A 17555-nucleotide genomic window follows, 5' to 3' on the forward strand; every position below is an offset into this window, starting at 1 on the left:
CTCAGTCGGCAAAGCGCGACAGATGCGCGCGGACTTCCGCGGCGGTGCCCAGACGCAGCACCTCGGCGGCGAGCTTCTTTGCTTCGTCGGTCGTGATGCGTGCAAGCTGGGCCTTGATCGAACCGACTGCCGGAATACTTACCGAGAGCTCGTCGATGCCGAGGCCGACGAGCACCGGCACCGCCATCGCATCCGACGCGATGCCGCCGCAAATGCCGACCCATTTGCCGTGCTGGTGCGCGCCGTCGACCGTCATGCCGATCAGACGCAACACCGCCGGGTGCAGCGCGTCGGCCTGCTTTGCGAGTTGCGGATGGCCCCGGTCCATCGCGAGCGTGTATTGCGTCAGGTCGTTCGTGCCGATCGAGAAGAAGTCGACTTCGCGTGCGAGCGGCTCGGCGATCAGCGCGGCCGCCGGGACTTCGATCATGATTCCCACTTTCACGCTTGCTGCGCGATCGCCGGCTTCTTCGCGCAGGATCTTGCGCGCCGCCCGCACTTCCTCGACCGTCGTGATCATCGGGAACATCACGTGCAGGTTGCCGAGCGGCGCCGCGCGCAGGATTGCGCGCAGTTGGGTGCGGAAGATGTCGGGACGCTCGAGGCTCACGCGCACACCGCGCAGCCCGAGAAACGGGTTGTCTTCCTTCGGCAGCGGCATATACGACAGCGGTTTGTCGCCGCCGACATCGAGCGTGCGGACCACGAGCGTGCGCTCGCGGCCGAGCGCTTCCGCGACCGCGCAATATTCGGTGGCCTGTTCGTCTTCGCTTGGCGCGGTGTCGCGCGCGTCGAACAGGAACTCGGAACGCAACAGTCCGACGCCTTCCGCACCGCCAGCGACCGCGTCGCGCGCTTCCTGCGCATTGCGGATGTTCGCGACGACTTCGACGCGGTGGCCGTCGGCGGTCATTGCGAGTCTGCTTGCCGCGAGCTTTTCGTCTTCGCGTTTGGCGGCCTGGCGCCTGATGCGTTCGCGCGCCTTTTCCAGTTCCTCGGCGCTCGGATTGCGCCGCAAGCTGCCGCGCGAACCGTCGAGCACGACGGGCGTGCCGTCGGCGAGTTGCAGCGCGCGCGCGTCGATACCGCAGATCGCCGGAATGCCGAGCGAGCGCGCGAGGATCGCGACGTGGCTCGTCGCGCCGCCGGTCGTCGTGCAAAAGCCGAGCACCTTGCTGCGATCGAGCGACGTGGTGTCGGACGGCGACAGTTCCTCGGCGATCAGGATCGACTCTTCCGGCACGTCGATCTGCGCCTGCTTCACGCCGGCGAGCAGCGCGAGCACACGGCGGCCGACGTCGCGGATATCGCCGGCGCGTTCGCGCAGCAGCGGATTGTCGAGCTTTTCGAGCATGCTTGCCTGGTTCTGGAACGCATCGCGCCACGCGAACCCCGCGCCCTTTCCCTCGCTGATGCTGCTGATGGCGGCGTCGTTCAGGTCGGGATCGTCCAGCAGTTCGAGATGCGCGTCGAGAATCTGCGCTTTCGACGGATCGGTGAGCGTCGCCTTGAGCCCCTCGATCTGCTGACGCGCCTGATGCTGCGCCGCTTCGAGTTGCGCCCGTTCGCGTTGCGGCGACTCGCCCGCTTCGTTCACCTCGATCACTTGCTGGCGGAACTGCACGATCTTACCGACCGAAAGCCCCGGCGACGCGGAGACGCCGATGAATTCGTTGGCGTCGGCGGGAGCCGCCTCGCTCGGTGCCGGCACTGGCGCAACCGGCGCGCTTGACGCGGCCGCCGCGGGTGCGGGCGCATCGCCGGGCTTTTCGCCCGATCCCTCGGCAAGCAGTCGCGCGACGGTGCTGGCCGCCTCCGCCGCGTCGGGACCGCGGGCCTCGACGCGCAACTTGTCGCCGAACTTCGTTGCGAGCCCCATGAGCGCGACGACGGACTTGGCATTTGCGCTGGCGTCGCCGCGCAGCAAGCGGATCTCGGACTTGAATTTCTTCGCCTCGACCGCGACGACCGCGGCGGGCCGCGCATGCAGGCCCGCCGGATTCGGCAGCGTGATCTCGCCGGAGAGGATCGCGCCGGTGGCGCTGGCCGTATCCTTGTTCTCCCCGCTGCCGACCAGTTCGACGTACAGCGCGACGTCGGTGCCGGCGACGACGAGCCCTTTCGCGGGAACGTAGCGCGTGACGAGATCGCCATTGGCGATCACCATTTGCGTGAGCAGGCTGGTTGCTTTTGCGCCGACCACGATCGGGTCGAAGCGGATCAGCGGCGTGCCCGCCGCGACGGTGTCGCCTTCCTTGACCAACGGCATGAAGCCCTCGCCGCGCAGCATTACGGTATCGAGCCCGATGTGCAGCAGCACTTGCAGACCGTTGTCGCCGGTGATCGTTGCGGCGTGGCACGCGCTGTGGAGTTGCGTGACCTTGCCGGCAAGCGGCGATAGCAGTTCATCCGAGGTCGGATCGATCGATACGCCATCGCCGACCATCTTCTGGGCAAAGACCGGATCGGGCACGCTGTCGAGAGGAACCAGTACGCCCGACAGTGGCGCCATCAACTCGATGCGCTGAGGACGCTGAGGAGCTTTCATCGCCAAGACTCCTTGTACGTTGACGCTCGCCTGCGGTGGTTCGACTCGAGCCGCGTGAGCGCGACATTCATCCGTGCGGTCGGCACCATTGCCGGTTACGCCGCTCACCCACTTGTGAGCGGCGCACGTTACAAAAGCTCGGTGACAGGAACTCGGGAAACCCAACCACGTCGCGCACGTCGCCCGTATGCGCAAACTGCTGCTTACCCCTCGATGCGATTGCTCTCACCGGAAAGACTCGGCAGTCTGATTTCGTTCGCGCGCGACATGTCGGCTTTCAGGATGGTTGCCGCCCACGCAGCCTCGACCGGGGGTGGGCGGAGAAACGTCGGGCGCGCTGCGACGGCGTTGTTTGCGTGTGTCGGCCGCCTCGCGCCTGAGGGCGACCGGCTTGCACCGTGGTCCCGGAAAAAGGACCCGGAAAGCGCTCTGAAAGAGAGCATATGTTACTGAGCGCAGATTGCAAGACGAGACGATTTCGGAAGGGGATTTTCCGAATTTTTCTAATTCCAGGCGGAAGACCGGCACGGCAATTATTAATTGGCGCATCGCGCGGTTTTTACTTCTCTGTTTTATTCGTTTAGCGAAAGGCAGGGTCTGCTTTCATCTGCAACGACGTTCACCGTATCGAACTCGACAAGCAATTCCGCGCCCAATGAGGCGGTTATGTATGCAATCGGCATGTTGGGGCGGTTTTCTTTCCCGAAATACGTGCATTGAATTTGTTGATCAGGTCCATTCAAGCAAAACGGAATTGTTACGCTGACGCGGGGTGCCAAGTGAGCTTTAAGGTACCTTCAGGGCGCAGACTTGCCGTTTAGATGCGTTATTCCGGTCGTTTCTGCGGCTCTTGGGTGACCGACGACATGAGCGGCACTAATTCGGGTTTGTATCGAGCCAGGCAGTTGAGGATGGCGACACCGAAACGGCGAGCGATTTCGTCGTCAATCTTGTCGCCAAAGTCTGACAACAGAATGGGGAAGACCGTCCCGGTCAAAAGTGGCTGGAGAGCCGCCTCATCAACCATCTGAATGGTCAGTTCCATGTCCTCAGGAACGAAGCCGACAACGATTGATTTTGGTGGCTGGGGTGAGCGTGGAGTGTTCATATTGCTTGAGTGAATCCCATGCAAATGTTGTAGTTGTAGCGCGCACGGTCCATGCACGCCTGGACTGTTCCGTATCCGCCCATTGGCTTCCCGATAGCCCAAACGGCGCACTTTAGCGCTCGAGCGAGTTGCTGAGGCGCGGAGCCGCTTGCATATGCGCCGCCCTGAGCATGGCGCATGAACCTGGCGAGCGGGGCTAGTTGGCTCGCGTCGCGCGTGAGCTCCCATGGACTTGCTGAAGCAATGAGCTGGCGGCCGGTGCGCACCTCGTCGCTGGACGTGCTGCCGCGATATTCGTGCCGCGTATGGAGCGTGCAACTGCGGTGGGCTCCCGCTTTCAAATCAATCGCCATCCGTCTCCCAAGTACTGATCAGGCCAGTCGGTATAACTATCACGGAGCCCTATTGGACACGGCGAAAAACGAAGTCCTCAAGCGGCCGCGAACACTGCAATACCGACTTGGCGGCCCGATGCAAGCACTTCGGCGCCACTTACGAGATTTTCTAACATCGTGGAAGACTGTCAACGAAACGCATCACGCCGCTGATGACGAACGCTTTCATGCCGGCGCATATGAAAGAGGCTACGCGGTCGTTTCGGCCGTTAGCGGAATATCGTCGCCCGCGCATTGTTCAGCCACACCTTCTAGTCTTTTCATCGGACGACTCTTTTTCCAACGTGAGACCCCGCCTAAAGTGTCAGGCTTCAATCTGGCATCAGGGTCATCATGCACATCGATACACCTACGACTTCAGCGTCCCTGGAAGGGAATTCAACCTCCGCAGGTCAATGGCTATCCGTCATCGCTGTTGCGGTAAGCGCGTTCGCGTTCGTCACGGCCGAGTTTTTGCCCGTCGGGCTGTTGCCACAGATCGCACATGACCTCGGCGTGTCGACTGGTGTCGCTGGTCTGATGGTCACCACGCCCGGCGTAATGGCCGCAATATTGGCGCCGACGCTGATAGTCAGCGCGGGCCGCATGGACCGCCGGTACGTTTTCCTGCTCCTCACCGCGGTACTGTTGATCGCGAACGTCGTGTGCGCGATCGCACCGAACCTCGCGATCATGCTCGTCGGACGGGCTTTGCTCGGCGGCGCGCTGGGTGGCTTCTGGACTCTGGCGACGGCGGCGGCTCCTCGACTCGTGCAAGCAAAGGATGCCGCCAAAGCAACCGCGACCATTCTGACCGGCGTGACCTGCGCAACGGTGATCGGCGTGCCGCTCGGGACTTTCATCGCGTCGTTTGCATCGTGGCGCCTCGCGTTCGCCGCGACCGCGGGCCTCGTGTCGCTCGCCTTGCTGGCGCAGGCGTTCCTCGTGCCTTCGTTGCCGTCGGCATCGGCATTGCGGATCGCCGATTTCAAAACACTGCTTCACCGGCCTCATACGAGGCTGAGCATGGTGATGGTCGCGCTCGTCTTCGGCGCGCATTTCTCGACCTACACCTACATTGCTCCGCTGCTCGAACACGACTTCTCGTTGAGCGCCATCACACTGTTGCTGTTCGGATTCGGTCTGATCGGCTTCTTCTCGAATGCATTGGCGTCGATGGTGATTTCGGACCATCTGAAGAAATCCGTCGCCGCGATGGTTATGCTGCTATTGGGCGCGATGTCGTCGATGTTGCTGCTCGAGCATTCGCCGATCGGCGAGACTGCGGGGATGCTGCTGTGGGGAATCGCGTTCGGAGCGCTGCCGCTTTGCTTCAGCGTATGGATTCAGCGCAGCACGACAGACCTGCCCGAAGCGGGCTCGGCGATGTTCGTCAGCATCATCCAGGTCGCGATTGCGGCGGGTTCGGCAGTGGGAGGCACTATTGTCGACCGCGCGGGAATTCACGCTGACTTCACGCTGGGACTTGGACTCGCACTGCTCGGTCTCGTGACACTGCAACGGCTTGCTGTGCTGGAACGACCGGCCGCTGCGTCTTCTCTTGATTGCGCGTGCGATGCGTCGGCTGACTGACGGAACGCAACAAAAACAGAACAAATACGGCGCGAGACCGCACTCGCGATACCGGGCCGAGGCGACGCCGCGGCCCGCCAGGCGACGAATCCGTCACACAGCCGTCTTCACGACTCTGGGTTGAAACGGGGCGTTCAGCTGCACGTCGCCAGCGGCCTCGTTGCGGGCAGCGCTCGTCGACAGATAGCGCAAACAGCACACGCGCAGAAACGACGCGAAATTCAACGGATCTTCGCCGCGCAACGCGATCAGTTCGTCGTGAAGCTTCACGACGAACTGGGTCGTCGTCACGTCCTCGCGGTTGGCGATTTCCTGAAGCACGTCCCAGAAGAGATTTTCGAGCCTCACCGTGGTCACGACGCCGTGAATGCGCAGCGCGCGCGTACGCGACTCGTAGAGGATCGGATCAGCGTTGACATAGACGTTGCACATTCGGTCAGCCTTTCTCGCAAGTGATGACGTCGCAGGACGCGAAGCGCGCGGTGCGGTCGCTCATGCCATCATGATCGAGCGTAACACGGTTGCTCGCCCGCGATGCCGCGCTTCGGTCCTGGCGCTCCTTCAATGCGCGATGCGCGTGCCGAGCAGCGCAAGGAATTGCGCGATCCAGTTCACGTGCGAAGTCCATGCGGGTGCGGTGACGAAGTTCTCGTCGGTGATCGCGTCGGGCCAGTCGAGCGCCACGTACTCCGCGCCCGCCAGCTTCACCTCGGGCGCGCAGGCCGGATACGCGGAGATGCGCCGGCCTTCGATCACGCCCGCCGCAGCAAGCAGTTGCGCGCCGTGGCAGACCGCGGCAATCGGTTTCTTCGCTTCGGCGAAGTGGCGCACCCAGCCAATCACCTTGTCGTTGAGCCGCAGATACTCGGGGGCGCGGCCGCCGGGCACGAGCAGCGCGTCATATTTCGCGGGGTCCACCGATGCGAAGTCGGTGTTCAGCGTGAAGTTGTGTCCGCGCTTTTCAGTGTAGGTTTGATCGCCTTCGAAGTCGTGGATCGCGGTGCGAATCGCGTCGCCGGCGCGCTTGTCGGGCGCAACCACGTCCACCTTATGACCGACCGCCCCCAATGCCTGAAACGGCACCATCAGCTCATAGTCTTCGACGAAATCACCGGCGATGATAAGAATGCGCTTTGACATGCTTCGTGTCCTCTCGAATCGGGTTGGGAAAGGCGAGGCGGACGCGCTGTCGCGGTGTGCGCAAAGCGGCCGTTGACAAGCAATATAGCGATCGACGCAGTGGGCGGGGTAATACGCGGCTAAATGCCGACCAGGGATTTCACCGAGCTGAACGCGATTCAGCCCTCAGGCGAAGGAAAAAGAGTCGCGTTCGATTCGAGCGCGACCACTCTTTTGTCATTGGAAAGGTCCACTCAACCACGCAGATTCGACACACATCGCTGCAGCACCTTGCGCAGCGTATCGACCGGGATTTCCGTTACTCCGTCCAGCATGGACGCTTCGAGCGTGTCGATCGCTGAATCGCATTCCTTCAGTACCCTGCGCCCTTCGTCGGTCAGAAACAGATGAATCAGCCGGCCGTGCGTAGGATGTCCAGCGCGTCCGACCCAACCGTTGGCCTCCATCGTCTTGACAACTTCGTTGGCCGACTGCGGCGTGATGAACGAGCGTTCGGCGAGTTTAGCGTTGGTCATCGCGCCGCTGGCGCTGATTACGGAGAGCGCGGTGAATTGAGGCAAGGTCAGCCCGAATTCACCCAGCACATCGATCAAACTGCGTTTGAGCAGGCGGTCCAGTTGGCCGACCACATAGGAAACGCGGGCAGGTGGCGCACCGGTTTTCGTTGAACCGGCCTGTTTGGCAAGGGGCGTTCGCCGCTTCTCCATTGTCTTGGTCATTATCAGGTTAGCTTAGGTGTTTCTACCAAGCATATCATATTCTACTTTCAATATCAGGTGTCCTGAGACTAGACTCATCACTAATTCCGGGGGTGCCGTGGGAAGGGTTCCGATAAGTGACGCAAAGATCATTGTCAGAAATCTTCTCCTTCCCATGGCCGCTTCGTCGAACGACGAAGCGTAGCTGGCCACTGGTAATTCAATCAAAGGTCAAGGAGACGTCATGTCAAGTGTTGCTAATCGGTCGAGTGCCGTGGGCTCCAGTACTGCACTAACGTTGGCATTGTGCTTTCTCGTCGCGGTGCTGGAGGGTATCGACCTGCAGTCCACCGGCGTTGCGGCGCCTCGGATGGCGCACGAGTTCGGCTTGTCGGTCGGCCAGTTGGGGCTCGCTTTCAGCGCCGGCATGTTGGGGCTTTTACCGGGCGCGATGATCGGCGGCAGACTCGCCGACCGGATCGGCCGCAAGCGCGTTCTAATGATCTCAATGGCGGTATTCGGCATCTTCTCGATTGCGACCGCGCAGGTCTGGAGCTTCGAAAGTCTGCTGATTGCTCGCCTGCTGACGGGCATCGGGCTCGGCGGCGCGATGCCGAACCTGATCGCGTTGTCTTCCGAGGCGGTCGATCCGCGTCACCGCAACACGGCGGTCAGTGTCATGTATTGCGGTATGCCGGTCGGCGGCGCGCTTGCCGCATTGATCGCCGTGCTGAGCGCGGGTGCTACTGCGTGGCGTCATATCTTCTACGTAGGCGGAGTCGGACCGCTGCTCATCATTCCGCTGCTGATCGCGTTGCTGCCTGAGTCACGCGAATTCGCCGCCGAGTCGCGGGAATCGACTAAAGCGGACAAATCGCTGCTATCGACGCGCGCAGTCCTGTTCGGCGAGGGGCGCGCCGCGGCGACGATCGGTATCTGGATCAGTTTCTTCTGTACGCTGATCGTTCTTTATTTCCTGCTGAACTGGTTGCCTTCGTTGACCGTGGGGCGCGGCATGAGTCGTTCGCAGGCCGGGATTGCACAGATCTTTTTCAACGTCGGCAGCGTGATTGGCGTGCTCGGCATCGGTCTGCTGATGGATCGCTTCAGACAAGGCCTGTCGGTCACGGCAATCTATGCGTGCATCGTCGGTGCGTTGGTCGCGCTTTCGCAGGTCGCCAGCATCGAGACGTTATCCGTTGCCGTGCTGTTCGCCGGCATGGGCGTCGTCGGCGCGCAGTCGATGCTGTATGCGCTGTCCGCCGCGAGCTATCCGACCAGCGTGCGGGGTACGGGCGTCGGCGCCGCGGTGGCGGTGGGACGCGTCGGTTCGATCGTCGGCCCCGCCGCCGCAGGGCAATTGCTGTCGATGGGAAAGAGCTCGGCCCTCGTTATCGGCGCGAGCGTGCCGGTGACCATCATCGCGGCGATTACGGCATTGCTCGTCATTCGCTCCAACGCCGCGAAACGCTAAGTATTCGTTGATGGACTGAGATGGCCCGGCGCTTTCGCGCCGGGCCATTTTTCATGCGTCATTCGCGATTCGTCATGCGTCGGCCCGCAAACCCAGCAAGCTGACGGCATTCTCTTTCAGAATGAGCGGTTTCACTTCGGGCTTGATGTCGAGCGTGTCGAAGTCCTCCAGCCAGCGGTCCGGCCGGATCAGCGGGAAGTCGGACGCGAACAGCACCTTGTTGCGCAACAGCGTATTCGCATACTTGACCAGCTCGGGCGAAAAGTACTTCGGCGACCAGCCCGACAGATCGATATACACGTTCGGTTTATGCAGCGCGATCGACAGCGCCTGCTCCTGCCACGGCCAGGACGGATGCGCGATCACGATCTTCATGTCTGGAAAGTCGACGGCCACATCGTCGAGATAGATCGGCTCCGAATACTTGAGGCGCAAGCCGCCGCCACCGCGCATGCCCGAGCCCATGCCCGAATGTCCGCTGTGAAAGACCGCCGGCAGCCCGTACTCGGCGATCACTTCATATAGCGGGTACGCCATGCGGTCGTTGGCGAAAAAGCCCTGCATCGTAGGGTGAAACTTGAAACCGCGCACGCCGTGCTCGTCGATGAGCCGCCGTGCTTCGCGCGCGCCGAACTTGCCTTTATGCGGATCGATGCTGGCGAACGCGATCATGATGTCGGCGTTGTTCTGCGCGAACTGCGCGACCTCTTCATTCGAAATGCGACGGCGCCCGACGTTCGCTTCGCAGTCGACGGTAAACATCACGAAGCCGATCTTGCGCTCCCGATAGTGCTCGATCGTTTCGGGAATGGTCGGGCGTCGCCCTTGTTTGAGCACGGTGCCGAAGTACTTGTCGGCGGCTTCGTCGAATTCTTTGGCAAACAGGTCTGGCGGTTGACAGCACGACACCTCGGCATGCACGTGGGTGTCGATGGCCTTCAGTTGATCGATATTCAATGGCGTCTCCTATGTGTAATTGAGGCTGATGCGTCAGGCTGCGCGAAGATTGCGCACGCATGTCGACAGCAGGTCTTTCAGCATTTGTGAACCGTGTTCATCGATTTCGCCAAGCATCGATTGCTCGACCCTGTCGGCGACACCGTCGCACTGATCCAGCAATGTTTCGCCGGCCTGCGTCAGCGACAGCAGCCCGACGCGACGGTTGAACGGATCGGCCACGCGCGTGACCCATCCGTTCGCTTCCATCGATTTGACGACCGCGCTGGCCGCTTGCGGCGTGATCAACGAGCGCTGCGCGAGCTGCGCGTTCGACGAACGCGCGCGCGCCCGCAGCACCGACAGCGCCGTGTATTGCGGCAACGTCAGACCGTGCGACGCGAGCGCTTCGGAAAGCTGCCGCGTGAGAAACTTGTCGAGCTGCCCGGCCAGGTAGGTCAGACGCACCGGAGCGGCAGCATGCCTTCGATCGCGCACGTTGCGCCGCACCGTGTCGCCTGGCGTGGTTGCGGACCCTGACGGCTTTCTCTTGATCGTCGGCATAGGCGGTTAGGGGTTTGTACCAAGACCTCTACATTGTACTTTACTTATCAGGTCGCCTGATATTAAATTGAGCTCAGGCCGCGAGGGCGGCATTGATACGGAGATGCAGATGAGTTACGAAGGACGCTGGAAAACGGTCAAGGTCGCGGTGGAAGGCGGAATCGCCTGGGTCACGTTCAATCGTCCGGAAAAGCGCAACGCGATGAGCCCGACGCTGAACAAGGAAATGATCGACGTTCTCGAGACGCTCGAACTCGACGCCGAAGCCCAGGTTCTCGTGCTGACCGGCGAAGGCAGCGCGTGGACGGCCGGCATGGACCTGAAGGAATATTTCCGCGAAGTGGATGCGGGTCCGGACGTGCTGCAGGAGCGGATTCGCCGCGACGCGAGCCGCTGGCAATGGCAATTGCTGCGCATGTACTCGAAGCCGACCATCGCGATGGTCAACGGCTGGTGCTTCGGCGGCGGCTTCTCGCCGCTGGTCGCCTGCGATCTGGCGATCGCCGCGGACGAAGCCGTGTTCGGCCTGTCCGAAATCAACTGGGGCATTCCGCCGGGCAACCTCGTGAGCAAGGCGATGGCCGATACTGTCGGGCATCGTGAAGCGCTGTACTACATCATGACGGGCGACACCTTCACGGGTCCGCAAGCCGCGAAGATGGGTCTCGTGAACAAGAGCGTGCCGCTCGCGCAACTGCGCGACGAAACGATCGCTCTCGCGGCGAAACTGCTGAACAAGAACCCGGTCGTGCTGCGCAACGCGAAGCATGGCTTCAAGCGTTCGCGCGAACTCACATGGGAGCAGAACGAAGACTACCTGTACGCGAAGCTCGACCAGGCGAATTATCGCGATCCGGAAGGCGGCCGCGAACAGGGCCTGAAGCAGTTCCTCGACGACAAGAGCATCAAGCCGGGCTTGCAGACCTACAAGCGCTAAGCGGCGCACTTCACCGCTACGACTGAGGAGACGAACACATGCATCAAACGAACCTGTTGATTGGCGGCGCGAAACGTGCCGCGTCGAACGGCAAGACTTTCGAGCGCATCAATCCCGCGACGGGCGCGGTGGCCACCCGCGCCGCCGCGGCCACCGTCGAGGACGCCGATGCAGCCGTCGCCGCCGCGGCGCGCGCGTTCCCGGCATGGGCGGCGCTCACGCCGACGGAACGGCGCAAACGCCTGCTCGCCGCCGCCGACCGCATGGACGCGCGCACGGCCGAGTTCATCGCGATCGGCGCGGCCGAAACGGGGGCGATGGCGAACTGGTACGGCTTTAACGTGATGCTCGCGGCCAACATGCTGCGCGAAGCCGCGGCGATGACGACACAGATCGACGGCGCGGTGATTCCTTCGGACGTGCCGGGCAGCCTCGCGATGGCCGTGCGTCAGCCGTGCGGCGTCGTGCTCGGCATGGCGCCGTGGAATGCGCCCGTGATTCTCGCGACGCGGGCGCTCGCGATGCCGCTCGCGTGCGGCAACACGGTCGTGCTGAAGGCGTCGGAAGGATGTCCCGGCGTGCATGCGCTGATCGGCGAAGTGCTGAACGACGCGGGTCTCGGCGAAGGCGTCGTCAACGTGCTCACGCATGCGCCGGAAGATGCGCCCGCGATCGTGGAGCGTCTGGTCGCGAATCCCGCCGTGAAGCGCGTGAATTTCACCGGATCGACGCGGGTCGGCCGCATCGTCGCCGAGCTTTCGGCGCGCCATCTGAAACCCGCGCTGCTCGAACTGGGCGGCAAGGCGCCGGTGCTCGTGCTCGACGACGCGGACCTCGACGCCGCGGTCGAAGGTATCGCGTTCGGCGCGTTCTTCAATCAAGGCCAGATCTGCATGTCGACGGAACGCGTGATCGTCGATCGCAAGGTTGCCGATGCGTTCGTCGAGAAGCTCGTCGCGAAAGCGCGCACGCTGAAGGCAGGCGATCCGACGCAGCCGGGCTCGATTCTCGGCACGCTGGAGAGCGAAGCCGCCGCGCGGCGCATTCGCGCGCTCGTCGAAGATGCCCGCGAAAAGGGTGCGAATCTGCCGCTCGGGTGCGAGGTGAACGGCGCGATCATGCAGCCGGTGATCGTCGAGAACGTTACCCGCGAGATGAAGCTCTATGCCGACGAATCGTTCGGCCCGGTGGTGACGGTACAGCGCGTGGACGGCGATGAAGAGGCGCTGACGGTCGCCAACGATAGCGAGTATGGCTTGTCGGCGGCGGTGTTCAGCCGCGATATTGCGCGTGCGATGAACGTCGCGAAACGCATCGAGTCGGGCATCTGCCACATCAACGGCCCGACCGTGCACGACGAGGCGCAGATGCCGTTCGGCGGCGTGAAGGCGAGCGGTTATGGGCGCTTCGGCAGCAAGGCGTCGATTCCCGAGTTCACCGAGTTGCGCTGGATCACGGTGCAGACGAGCCCGCGTCATTATCCGATCTAGGCGTCGGCTCCCGGCCGCAATGCCCTAAGGGTAGGAAAAGCGATACAACCAACATGGGACCAGAGTAAGCGATAAAGCGCTAACTCTGGTCGACATAGGAGACAGGTTTTGGAATCGGAGCACAGCCACGCAAGCTCTCTGGCGACCGGATACCGGAGCGTCGCCATCGGAGCGCCTTCCTCGCGGATCGAGAAACGCGGCGACTGCTGGTACCTCGAGTCACTTGAACCTCTGGGCCCGTTTCCGGAGCGCTTTACCGACCGCTTGCTGAGCGGCGCACGCGCGCATCCCGACCGGCTGCTCGTCGCGCGACGCGATGCCAATGGCGCGTGGCAAGGCATCACCTATGCGCAAATGCTCGAGCGCGCGCGTGCGATCGGGCAGGCGCTGCTCGATCGCGATCTCAGCGCCGAGCGCCCGTTGGTGATCCTGTCGGGCAACAGCGTCGAACATATGCAGCTCGCACTCGGCGCGATGTGGGCCGGTATCGCTTATGCACCGGTGTCGCCGGCCTATTCGTTGATGTCGGGCGATTACGGAAAGCTGCGCCATGTCCTCGAACTGCTCAAACCGGGTCTCGTCTACGCGGACGATATCGGCGCATATACAACCGCGCTCGATGCCGCGCTGGATAGCGAAGTTGAACGTGTCAGCGCGGCGCCCGCGCCGAACGCGTCCAGGGTGACGCGCTTCGACGCATTGCTCGACACCGTCCCGCGCGACGTCGACGCGGCCAACGCGCGCGTGAATGGCGACACGATTGCGAAGTTCCTGTTCACGTCCGGCTCGACGAACCTGCCGAAAGCCGTGCCGACCACGCATCGCATGCTGGGCGCAAACCAGCAGATGCTGCTCGAAACCTTTCCGCAGTTCGGCATCGAGCCGCCGGTCCTCGTCGACTGGCTGCCGTGGAATCACACGTTCGGCGGCAGCCACAACGTCGGCATCGTGCTGTACAACGGTGGCACGCTCTATATCGACGACGGCAAACCCATCGCCGGCAAATTCGACGAGACGCTGCGCAATCTGCGAGAGGTCGCGCCGACCATCTACTTCAACGTGCCGAAGGGTTGGGAAGAACTGACCATCGCGCTGGAAAAGGATGCGGTGTTGCGCGAGCGGTTTTTCTCACGCGTGAAGATGTATTTCTTCGCGGGCGCCGGTCTGTCGCAGGCGGCGTGGGAGCGTCTCGAACGCGTGACGCTCGAACATTGCGGAGAACGCATCCGCATCATGGCCGGGCTCGGCATGACCGAAACCGCCCCGTCCTGTCTGTTCACGACGGGACCCGTATCGTGCGCCGGCTATATCGGCTTGCCGCCGCCGGGGTGCCAGGCCAAGATCGCGCCTGTCGATGGCAAATTCGAAGCGCGCTTTCGCGGCCCTCACGTGATGGGCGGTTACTGGCGCGCATCGCCGGCGCTTCAGAGCAGCGTGTTCGACGACGAAGGCTACTACCGCACCGGCGACGCCGTGCGTTTCGTCGACCCGCAACGTCCGGAACTGGGCCTGATGTTCGATGGCCGCATTGCGGAAGACTTCAAGCTGGCGTCGGGAACCTTCGTCAGCGTTGGGCCGATGCGCGCGCGCATCATCAGCGAAGGGGCGCCCTACGTTCAGGATGCGGTCATTACGGGGATGAACCGTGACGAAGTCGGCGTGATGATTTTTCCGCGCCTCGACGCGTGTCGCGCATTGGCGGGTTCGCCCGCGGATGCGAGCACGGAGGAGGTGCTCAACACGGCCGCCGTGCGCGATTTCTTCAGCGAACTCGTCGCGCGGCTGAATCGGAGTGCGACGGGCAGTGCGTCGTTCATTGCCCGCATGCACGTGCTGAGCGCGCCGCCGTCGCTCGACCTGGGCGAGATCACCGACAAAGGCTCGATCAATCAGCGCGCCGTGCTCCAGCACCGCGCCGCGCTAGTGGAAGCCATGCACGAAGCCGACGCAGCCGACGCGACGGTGATCCATGCGCGCAAAGGCAGCCAGTCCGGGGACACGAAGAAATGACGTTGACTTATAAGGCGCCGCTGCGCGACATGCGCTTCGCGATCGACGAGTGGCTCGACGCCGCGTCGTGGTGGCGCGACGTGCCCGACTGGCAGGACCTCGACTCGCAGACGGCGCAGCAGGTGCTGGAGGAAGCGGCGCGTTTCGTCGAGGAGCGCATCGCGCCGCTGAACGCGAGCGCGGATCTCGAAGGATGTCGTTTCGATGCGGGCAAGGTGACGACGCCCGCGGGTTTTCGCGAGTCCTACGCGGAGTTCGTCGAAGCGGGTTGGCCGACGCTGTCGCTCGACGCCGAGCACGGCGGACAGGGCCTGCCGCAGCTTCTCGACGTCGCACTGCAGGAAATGCTCGCGGGCGCCAATCATGCGTGGTTGATGTCTCCTGGGCTCACGCACGGCGCGACTGCCTGCTTGCAGACGCATGGCAGCGAGCGCGTGAAAACAGAGTTGCTGCCGAAAGTCGCGAGTGGCGAGTGGCTGTCGACGATGTGTCTGACAGAGCCCCAGGCCGGCAGCGATGTCGGCCTGATCCGTTCGCGTGCGACAGAAGCGCCGGGCACCGACGGGTATTTCATCGACGGCAGCAAGATCTTCATCAGCGGTGGCGCGCACGACCTGACGGAGAACATCGTTCATCTGGTGCTCGCCCGTTTGCCCGATGCGCCATCCGGTACGAAAGGGTTGTCACTGTTCGTCGTCCCCGAATGGCTCGAAGACGCCGACGGTGGGCGCTCGCCCAATGGTGTCCATTGCGAAGGCATCGAAAAGAAAATGGGCCTGAAGGGCAGCCCGACTTGCACGATGCGCTTCGAACGCGCATTCGGTTGGCTCGTCGGGGAGCCGCATCGCGGCCTCGCCTGCCTGTTCGTGATGATGAATGCGGCGCGCCTGCAGGTTGCGATGCAAGGCCTCGGGCATGCGCATACCGCGTGGCAACGCGCGCATGCTTACGCGCAGGAACGCGCGCAGATGCGCGCGGTCAGCGTGCCGCCCGGCGCGACCGTCGCGGCGGGGCAGGCTGCGCCGATCGCGTTTCATCCGGCCATGCGACGGATTCTGATGGAGCTGCGGGCGATCGTCGAAGGCGAGCGCGCGATCGGTTACTGGACCGCGCATTGGCTCGACATCGCCGCGCATCATGCCGATGCCGACGAGCGAGACCGGGCGGCGCAGCTCGCATCGTTGCTCACGCCGGTTGCGAAGGCGTTTTTTACGGCCAATGGTTTCGACGCCGCGTCGAAGGCATTGCAGGTGTTCGGCGGTTACGGCTACATCCACGAGTACGGCATCGAACAGACGTTGCGCGATAGCCGCGTGTCGATGTTGTACGAAGGCACCAACGAGATTCAGGCGATCGATCTGCTGGTTCGGAAGGTGCTGCCGGACGGGGCTGGAGCCCTCGATATGCTGCTTCGTCACGTGCGCGCCGAAGCGCGCTTGTGCCAGGAATCCGATCCGCTGGTTCGTTCTGCGGGTGCGAAGCTCGAACAACTCGCGGAGATAGTCGGGAACACGACGCGGGTGATCAAGGCACGCCATGCGCAAGACCCGGAGACGGCCTACCGCGTCGCGGACGACTATCTCGCGATGCTTGGCTGGATGCTGCTGGCGTTCGCGTGGGCGCGCACGCTGCGAATTGCGACGCCGCAATGCGAGGCCGAAGCGTTCTACGTGCAGAAGCGCGACACGGGCCGCTTCTTCTTCGACTACCCGCTCGCGGCCTTCGCTTATCGCCGCAGCCTCGTTGAAGCCGCTTGCGAGGCAGCGCTGCCCTACGTTTGAAAGTCAGCGGCAGCTCGACAACTCCGACAATCCGATTCGCCAGCCGATCCGACGAAATTCGCCTAAGCTGATGACACCATGCAAGCATGTACTTGGTGCCGTGACGCCTGTCGTGCCACGGCTACGACCCAACGGAGAGTGCGATGACTGAAGCCGTCGGAAACGCGGCGAACGCGCGTGTCGCGTGGATTGCCGGAGTGGGCGCGAGCGCCGGGCTAGGGGCCGCGCTCGCGCGTCGTTTTGCTCGCGAGGGTCTGCGCGTCGCGGTGACGGGCCGTTCGCGCGATCGGCTCGATACGATCGTCGACGAAATCCGGCGTGCCGGAGGGCAAGCCGATGCGTTGCCCGGCGACGTGACGAGCGAGAGCGAACTCGCCGCCATTGCGCGCCAGCTCGCCGACCACGGCACGCTCGAAGTCGCGATTTTCAACGCTGCCGGCGCAACGCGTGGACCGACGCTCGAATTGAGCGCCGAGCAGTTCGAGGCGGCATGGCGCGTCATCACCCTTGGCGGTTTTCTGTTCGCGCGAGCGTCGTTGCCGGCCTTACTGGCAGCAGGACGAGGCTCGCTGCTGTTCACGGGCGCCACCGCGTCGCTGCGCGGGCGGCCGCCGTTTGCCGCATTCGCCGCGGCCAAAGCCGGCTTGCGCTCGCTCACGCAGAGCCTCGCGCGCGAGTTCGGGCCGCGCAATATTCATGTAGCGCACGTGGTGGTGGATGGCGGCATCGACGGCGAACGTCTGCGCACGTCCGCGCCGCAATACGTGGCCGAACGCGGCCCGGACGGCCTGCTGAATCCCGACGACATCGCCGAAGCATACTGGCACCTGCATCAGCAGGGACGCAGCGCGTGGTCGCAGGAAATCGACCTGCGCCCGTTCAACGAGTCGTTCTAGCGAGGT

General features: G+C 63.1%; 14 protein-coding genes. 7 read left to right on the top strand and 7 right to left on the bottom strand.

The window, feature by feature from the left end:
- Position 1: 1 nt before the first annotated feature.
- Positions 2 to 2548 (bottom strand): phosphoenolpyruvate--protein phosphotransferase, encoded by a 2547-nt coding sequence (ptsP, locus tag G5S42_RS14850; protein ID WP_176107404.1) that lies wholly within the window; start codon positions 2546 to 2548, stop codon positions 2 to 4.
- An 826-nt stretch (positions 2549 to 3374) separates the two neighbouring features.
- Entirely contained in the window at positions 3375 to 3593 is a 219-nt protein-coding gene (locus G5S42_RS14855; RefSeq protein ID WP_246391999.1) for a hypothetical protein, read from the bottom strand.
- Positions 3594 to 4384: 791 nt separating this feature from the next.
- On the opposite strand from G5S42_RS14855, the gene G5S42_RS14860 reads away from it, so the two are divergent.
- A complete protein-coding gene (locus G5S42_RS14860) occupies positions 4385 to 5623 on the top strand; it encodes an MFS transporter (RefSeq protein WP_176107406.1) in 1239 nt (412 codons plus the stop codon).
- A 93-nt stretch (positions 5624 to 5716) separates the two neighbouring features.
- Here G5S42_RS14860 and G5S42_RS14865 read toward each other — a convergent pair whose 3' ends face one another.
- The 3 genes from G5S42_RS14865 to G5S42_RS14875 all read right to left on the bottom strand — a co-directional run bounded on the left by G5S42_RS14865 (position 5717) and on the right by G5S42_RS14875 (position 7482).
- Entirely contained in the window at positions 5717 to 6055 is a 339-nt protein-coding gene (locus G5S42_RS14865) for a ribbon-helix-helix domain-containing protein (protein WP_176107407.1), read from the bottom strand.
- 129 nt (positions 6056 to 6184) lie between these two features.
- Entirely contained in the window at positions 6185 to 6763 is a 579-nt protein-coding gene (locus tag G5S42_RS14870) for a DJ-1/PfpI family protein (RefSeq protein WP_176107408.1), read from the bottom strand.
- Between the two features lie 233 nt (positions 6764 to 6996).
- Positions 6997 to 7482: a MarR family winged helix-turn-helix transcriptional regulator gene (locus tag G5S42_RS14875; RefSeq protein WP_176107409.1), complete on the bottom strand. Its 486-nt coding sequence runs from the start codon at positions 7480 to 7482 to the stop codon at positions 6997 to 6999.
- A gap of 223 nt (positions 7483 to 7705) precedes the next feature.
- On the opposite strand from G5S42_RS14875, the gene mhpT reads away from it, so the two are divergent.
- Positions 7706 to 8935 (top strand): 3-(3-hydroxy-phenyl)propionate transporter MhpT, encoded by a 1230-nt coding sequence (gene mhpT / locus G5S42_RS14880; RefSeq protein WP_176107410.1) that lies wholly within the window; start codon positions 7706 to 7708, stop codon positions 8933 to 8935.
- 72 nt (positions 8936 to 9007) lie between these two features.
- Here the strand turns inward: mhpT and G5S42_RS14885 are convergent, their stop codons facing one another.
- Both G5S42_RS14885 and G5S42_RS14890 read right to left on the bottom strand, forming a co-directional pair.
- Complete coding sequence (locus G5S42_RS14885; RefSeq protein ID WP_176107411.1) at positions 9008 to 9892, bottom strand: amidohydrolase family protein; 885 nt, start codon at positions 9890 to 9892, stop codon at positions 9008 to 9010.
- Between the two features lie 33 nt (positions 9893 to 9925).
- Positions 9926 to 10369 carry a MarR family winged helix-turn-helix transcriptional regulator gene (locus tag G5S42_RS14890; protein WP_312883570.1) on the bottom strand — a complete coding sequence of 148 codons (444 nt, stop codon included), beginning with the start codon at positions 10367 to 10369 and terminating at the stop codon, positions 9926 to 9928.
- Positions 10370 to 10544: 175 nt separating this feature from the next.
- Between G5S42_RS14890 and G5S42_RS14895 the strand changes: the two genes are divergently transcribed.
- From G5S42_RS14895 to G5S42_RS14915, 5 genes are all read left to right on the top strand, one after another.
- Positions 10545 to 11372: a p-hydroxycinnamoyl CoA hydratase/lyase gene (locus tag G5S42_RS14895; RefSeq protein WP_176107413.1), complete on the top strand. Its 828-nt coding sequence runs from the start codon at positions 10545 to 10547 to the stop codon at positions 11370 to 11372.
- A gap of 38 nt (positions 11373 to 11410) precedes the next feature.
- Positions 11411 to 12862, top strand: a complete 1452-nt coding sequence (locus G5S42_RS14900) for an aldehyde dehydrogenase (RefSeq protein WP_176107414.1) — start codon at positions 11411 to 11413, stop codon at positions 12860 to 12862.
- A gap of 108 nt (positions 12863 to 12970) precedes the next feature.
- A complete protein-coding gene (locus tag G5S42_RS14905) occupies positions 12971 to 14872 on the top strand; it encodes a feruloyl-CoA synthase (protein ID WP_176107415.1) in 1902 nt (633 codons plus the stop codon).
- A complete protein-coding gene (locus tag G5S42_RS14910) occupies positions 14869 to 16653 on the top strand; it encodes an acyl-CoA dehydrogenase family protein (RefSeq protein ID WP_176107416.1) in 1785 nt (594 codons plus the stop codon). Before G5S42_RS14905 ends, G5S42_RS14910 begins: the two co-directional genes overlap by 4 nt.
- A gap of 143 nt (positions 16654 to 16796) precedes the next feature.
- Positions 16797 to 17549 carry an SDR family NAD(P)-dependent oxidoreductase gene (locus G5S42_RS14915; protein WP_176107417.1) on the top strand — a complete coding sequence of 251 codons (753 nt, stop codon included), beginning with the start codon at positions 16797 to 16799 and terminating at the stop codon, positions 17547 to 17549.
- The last annotated feature ends 6 nt before the right edge of the window (positions 17550 to 17555 follow it).

Origin of the sequence: Paraburkholderia youngii, from assembly GCF_013366925.1 — a bacterium.
Taxonomy (GTDB): Bacteria; Pseudomonadota; Gammaproteobacteria; order Burkholderiales; family Burkholderiaceae; genus Paraburkholderia; species Paraburkholderia youngii.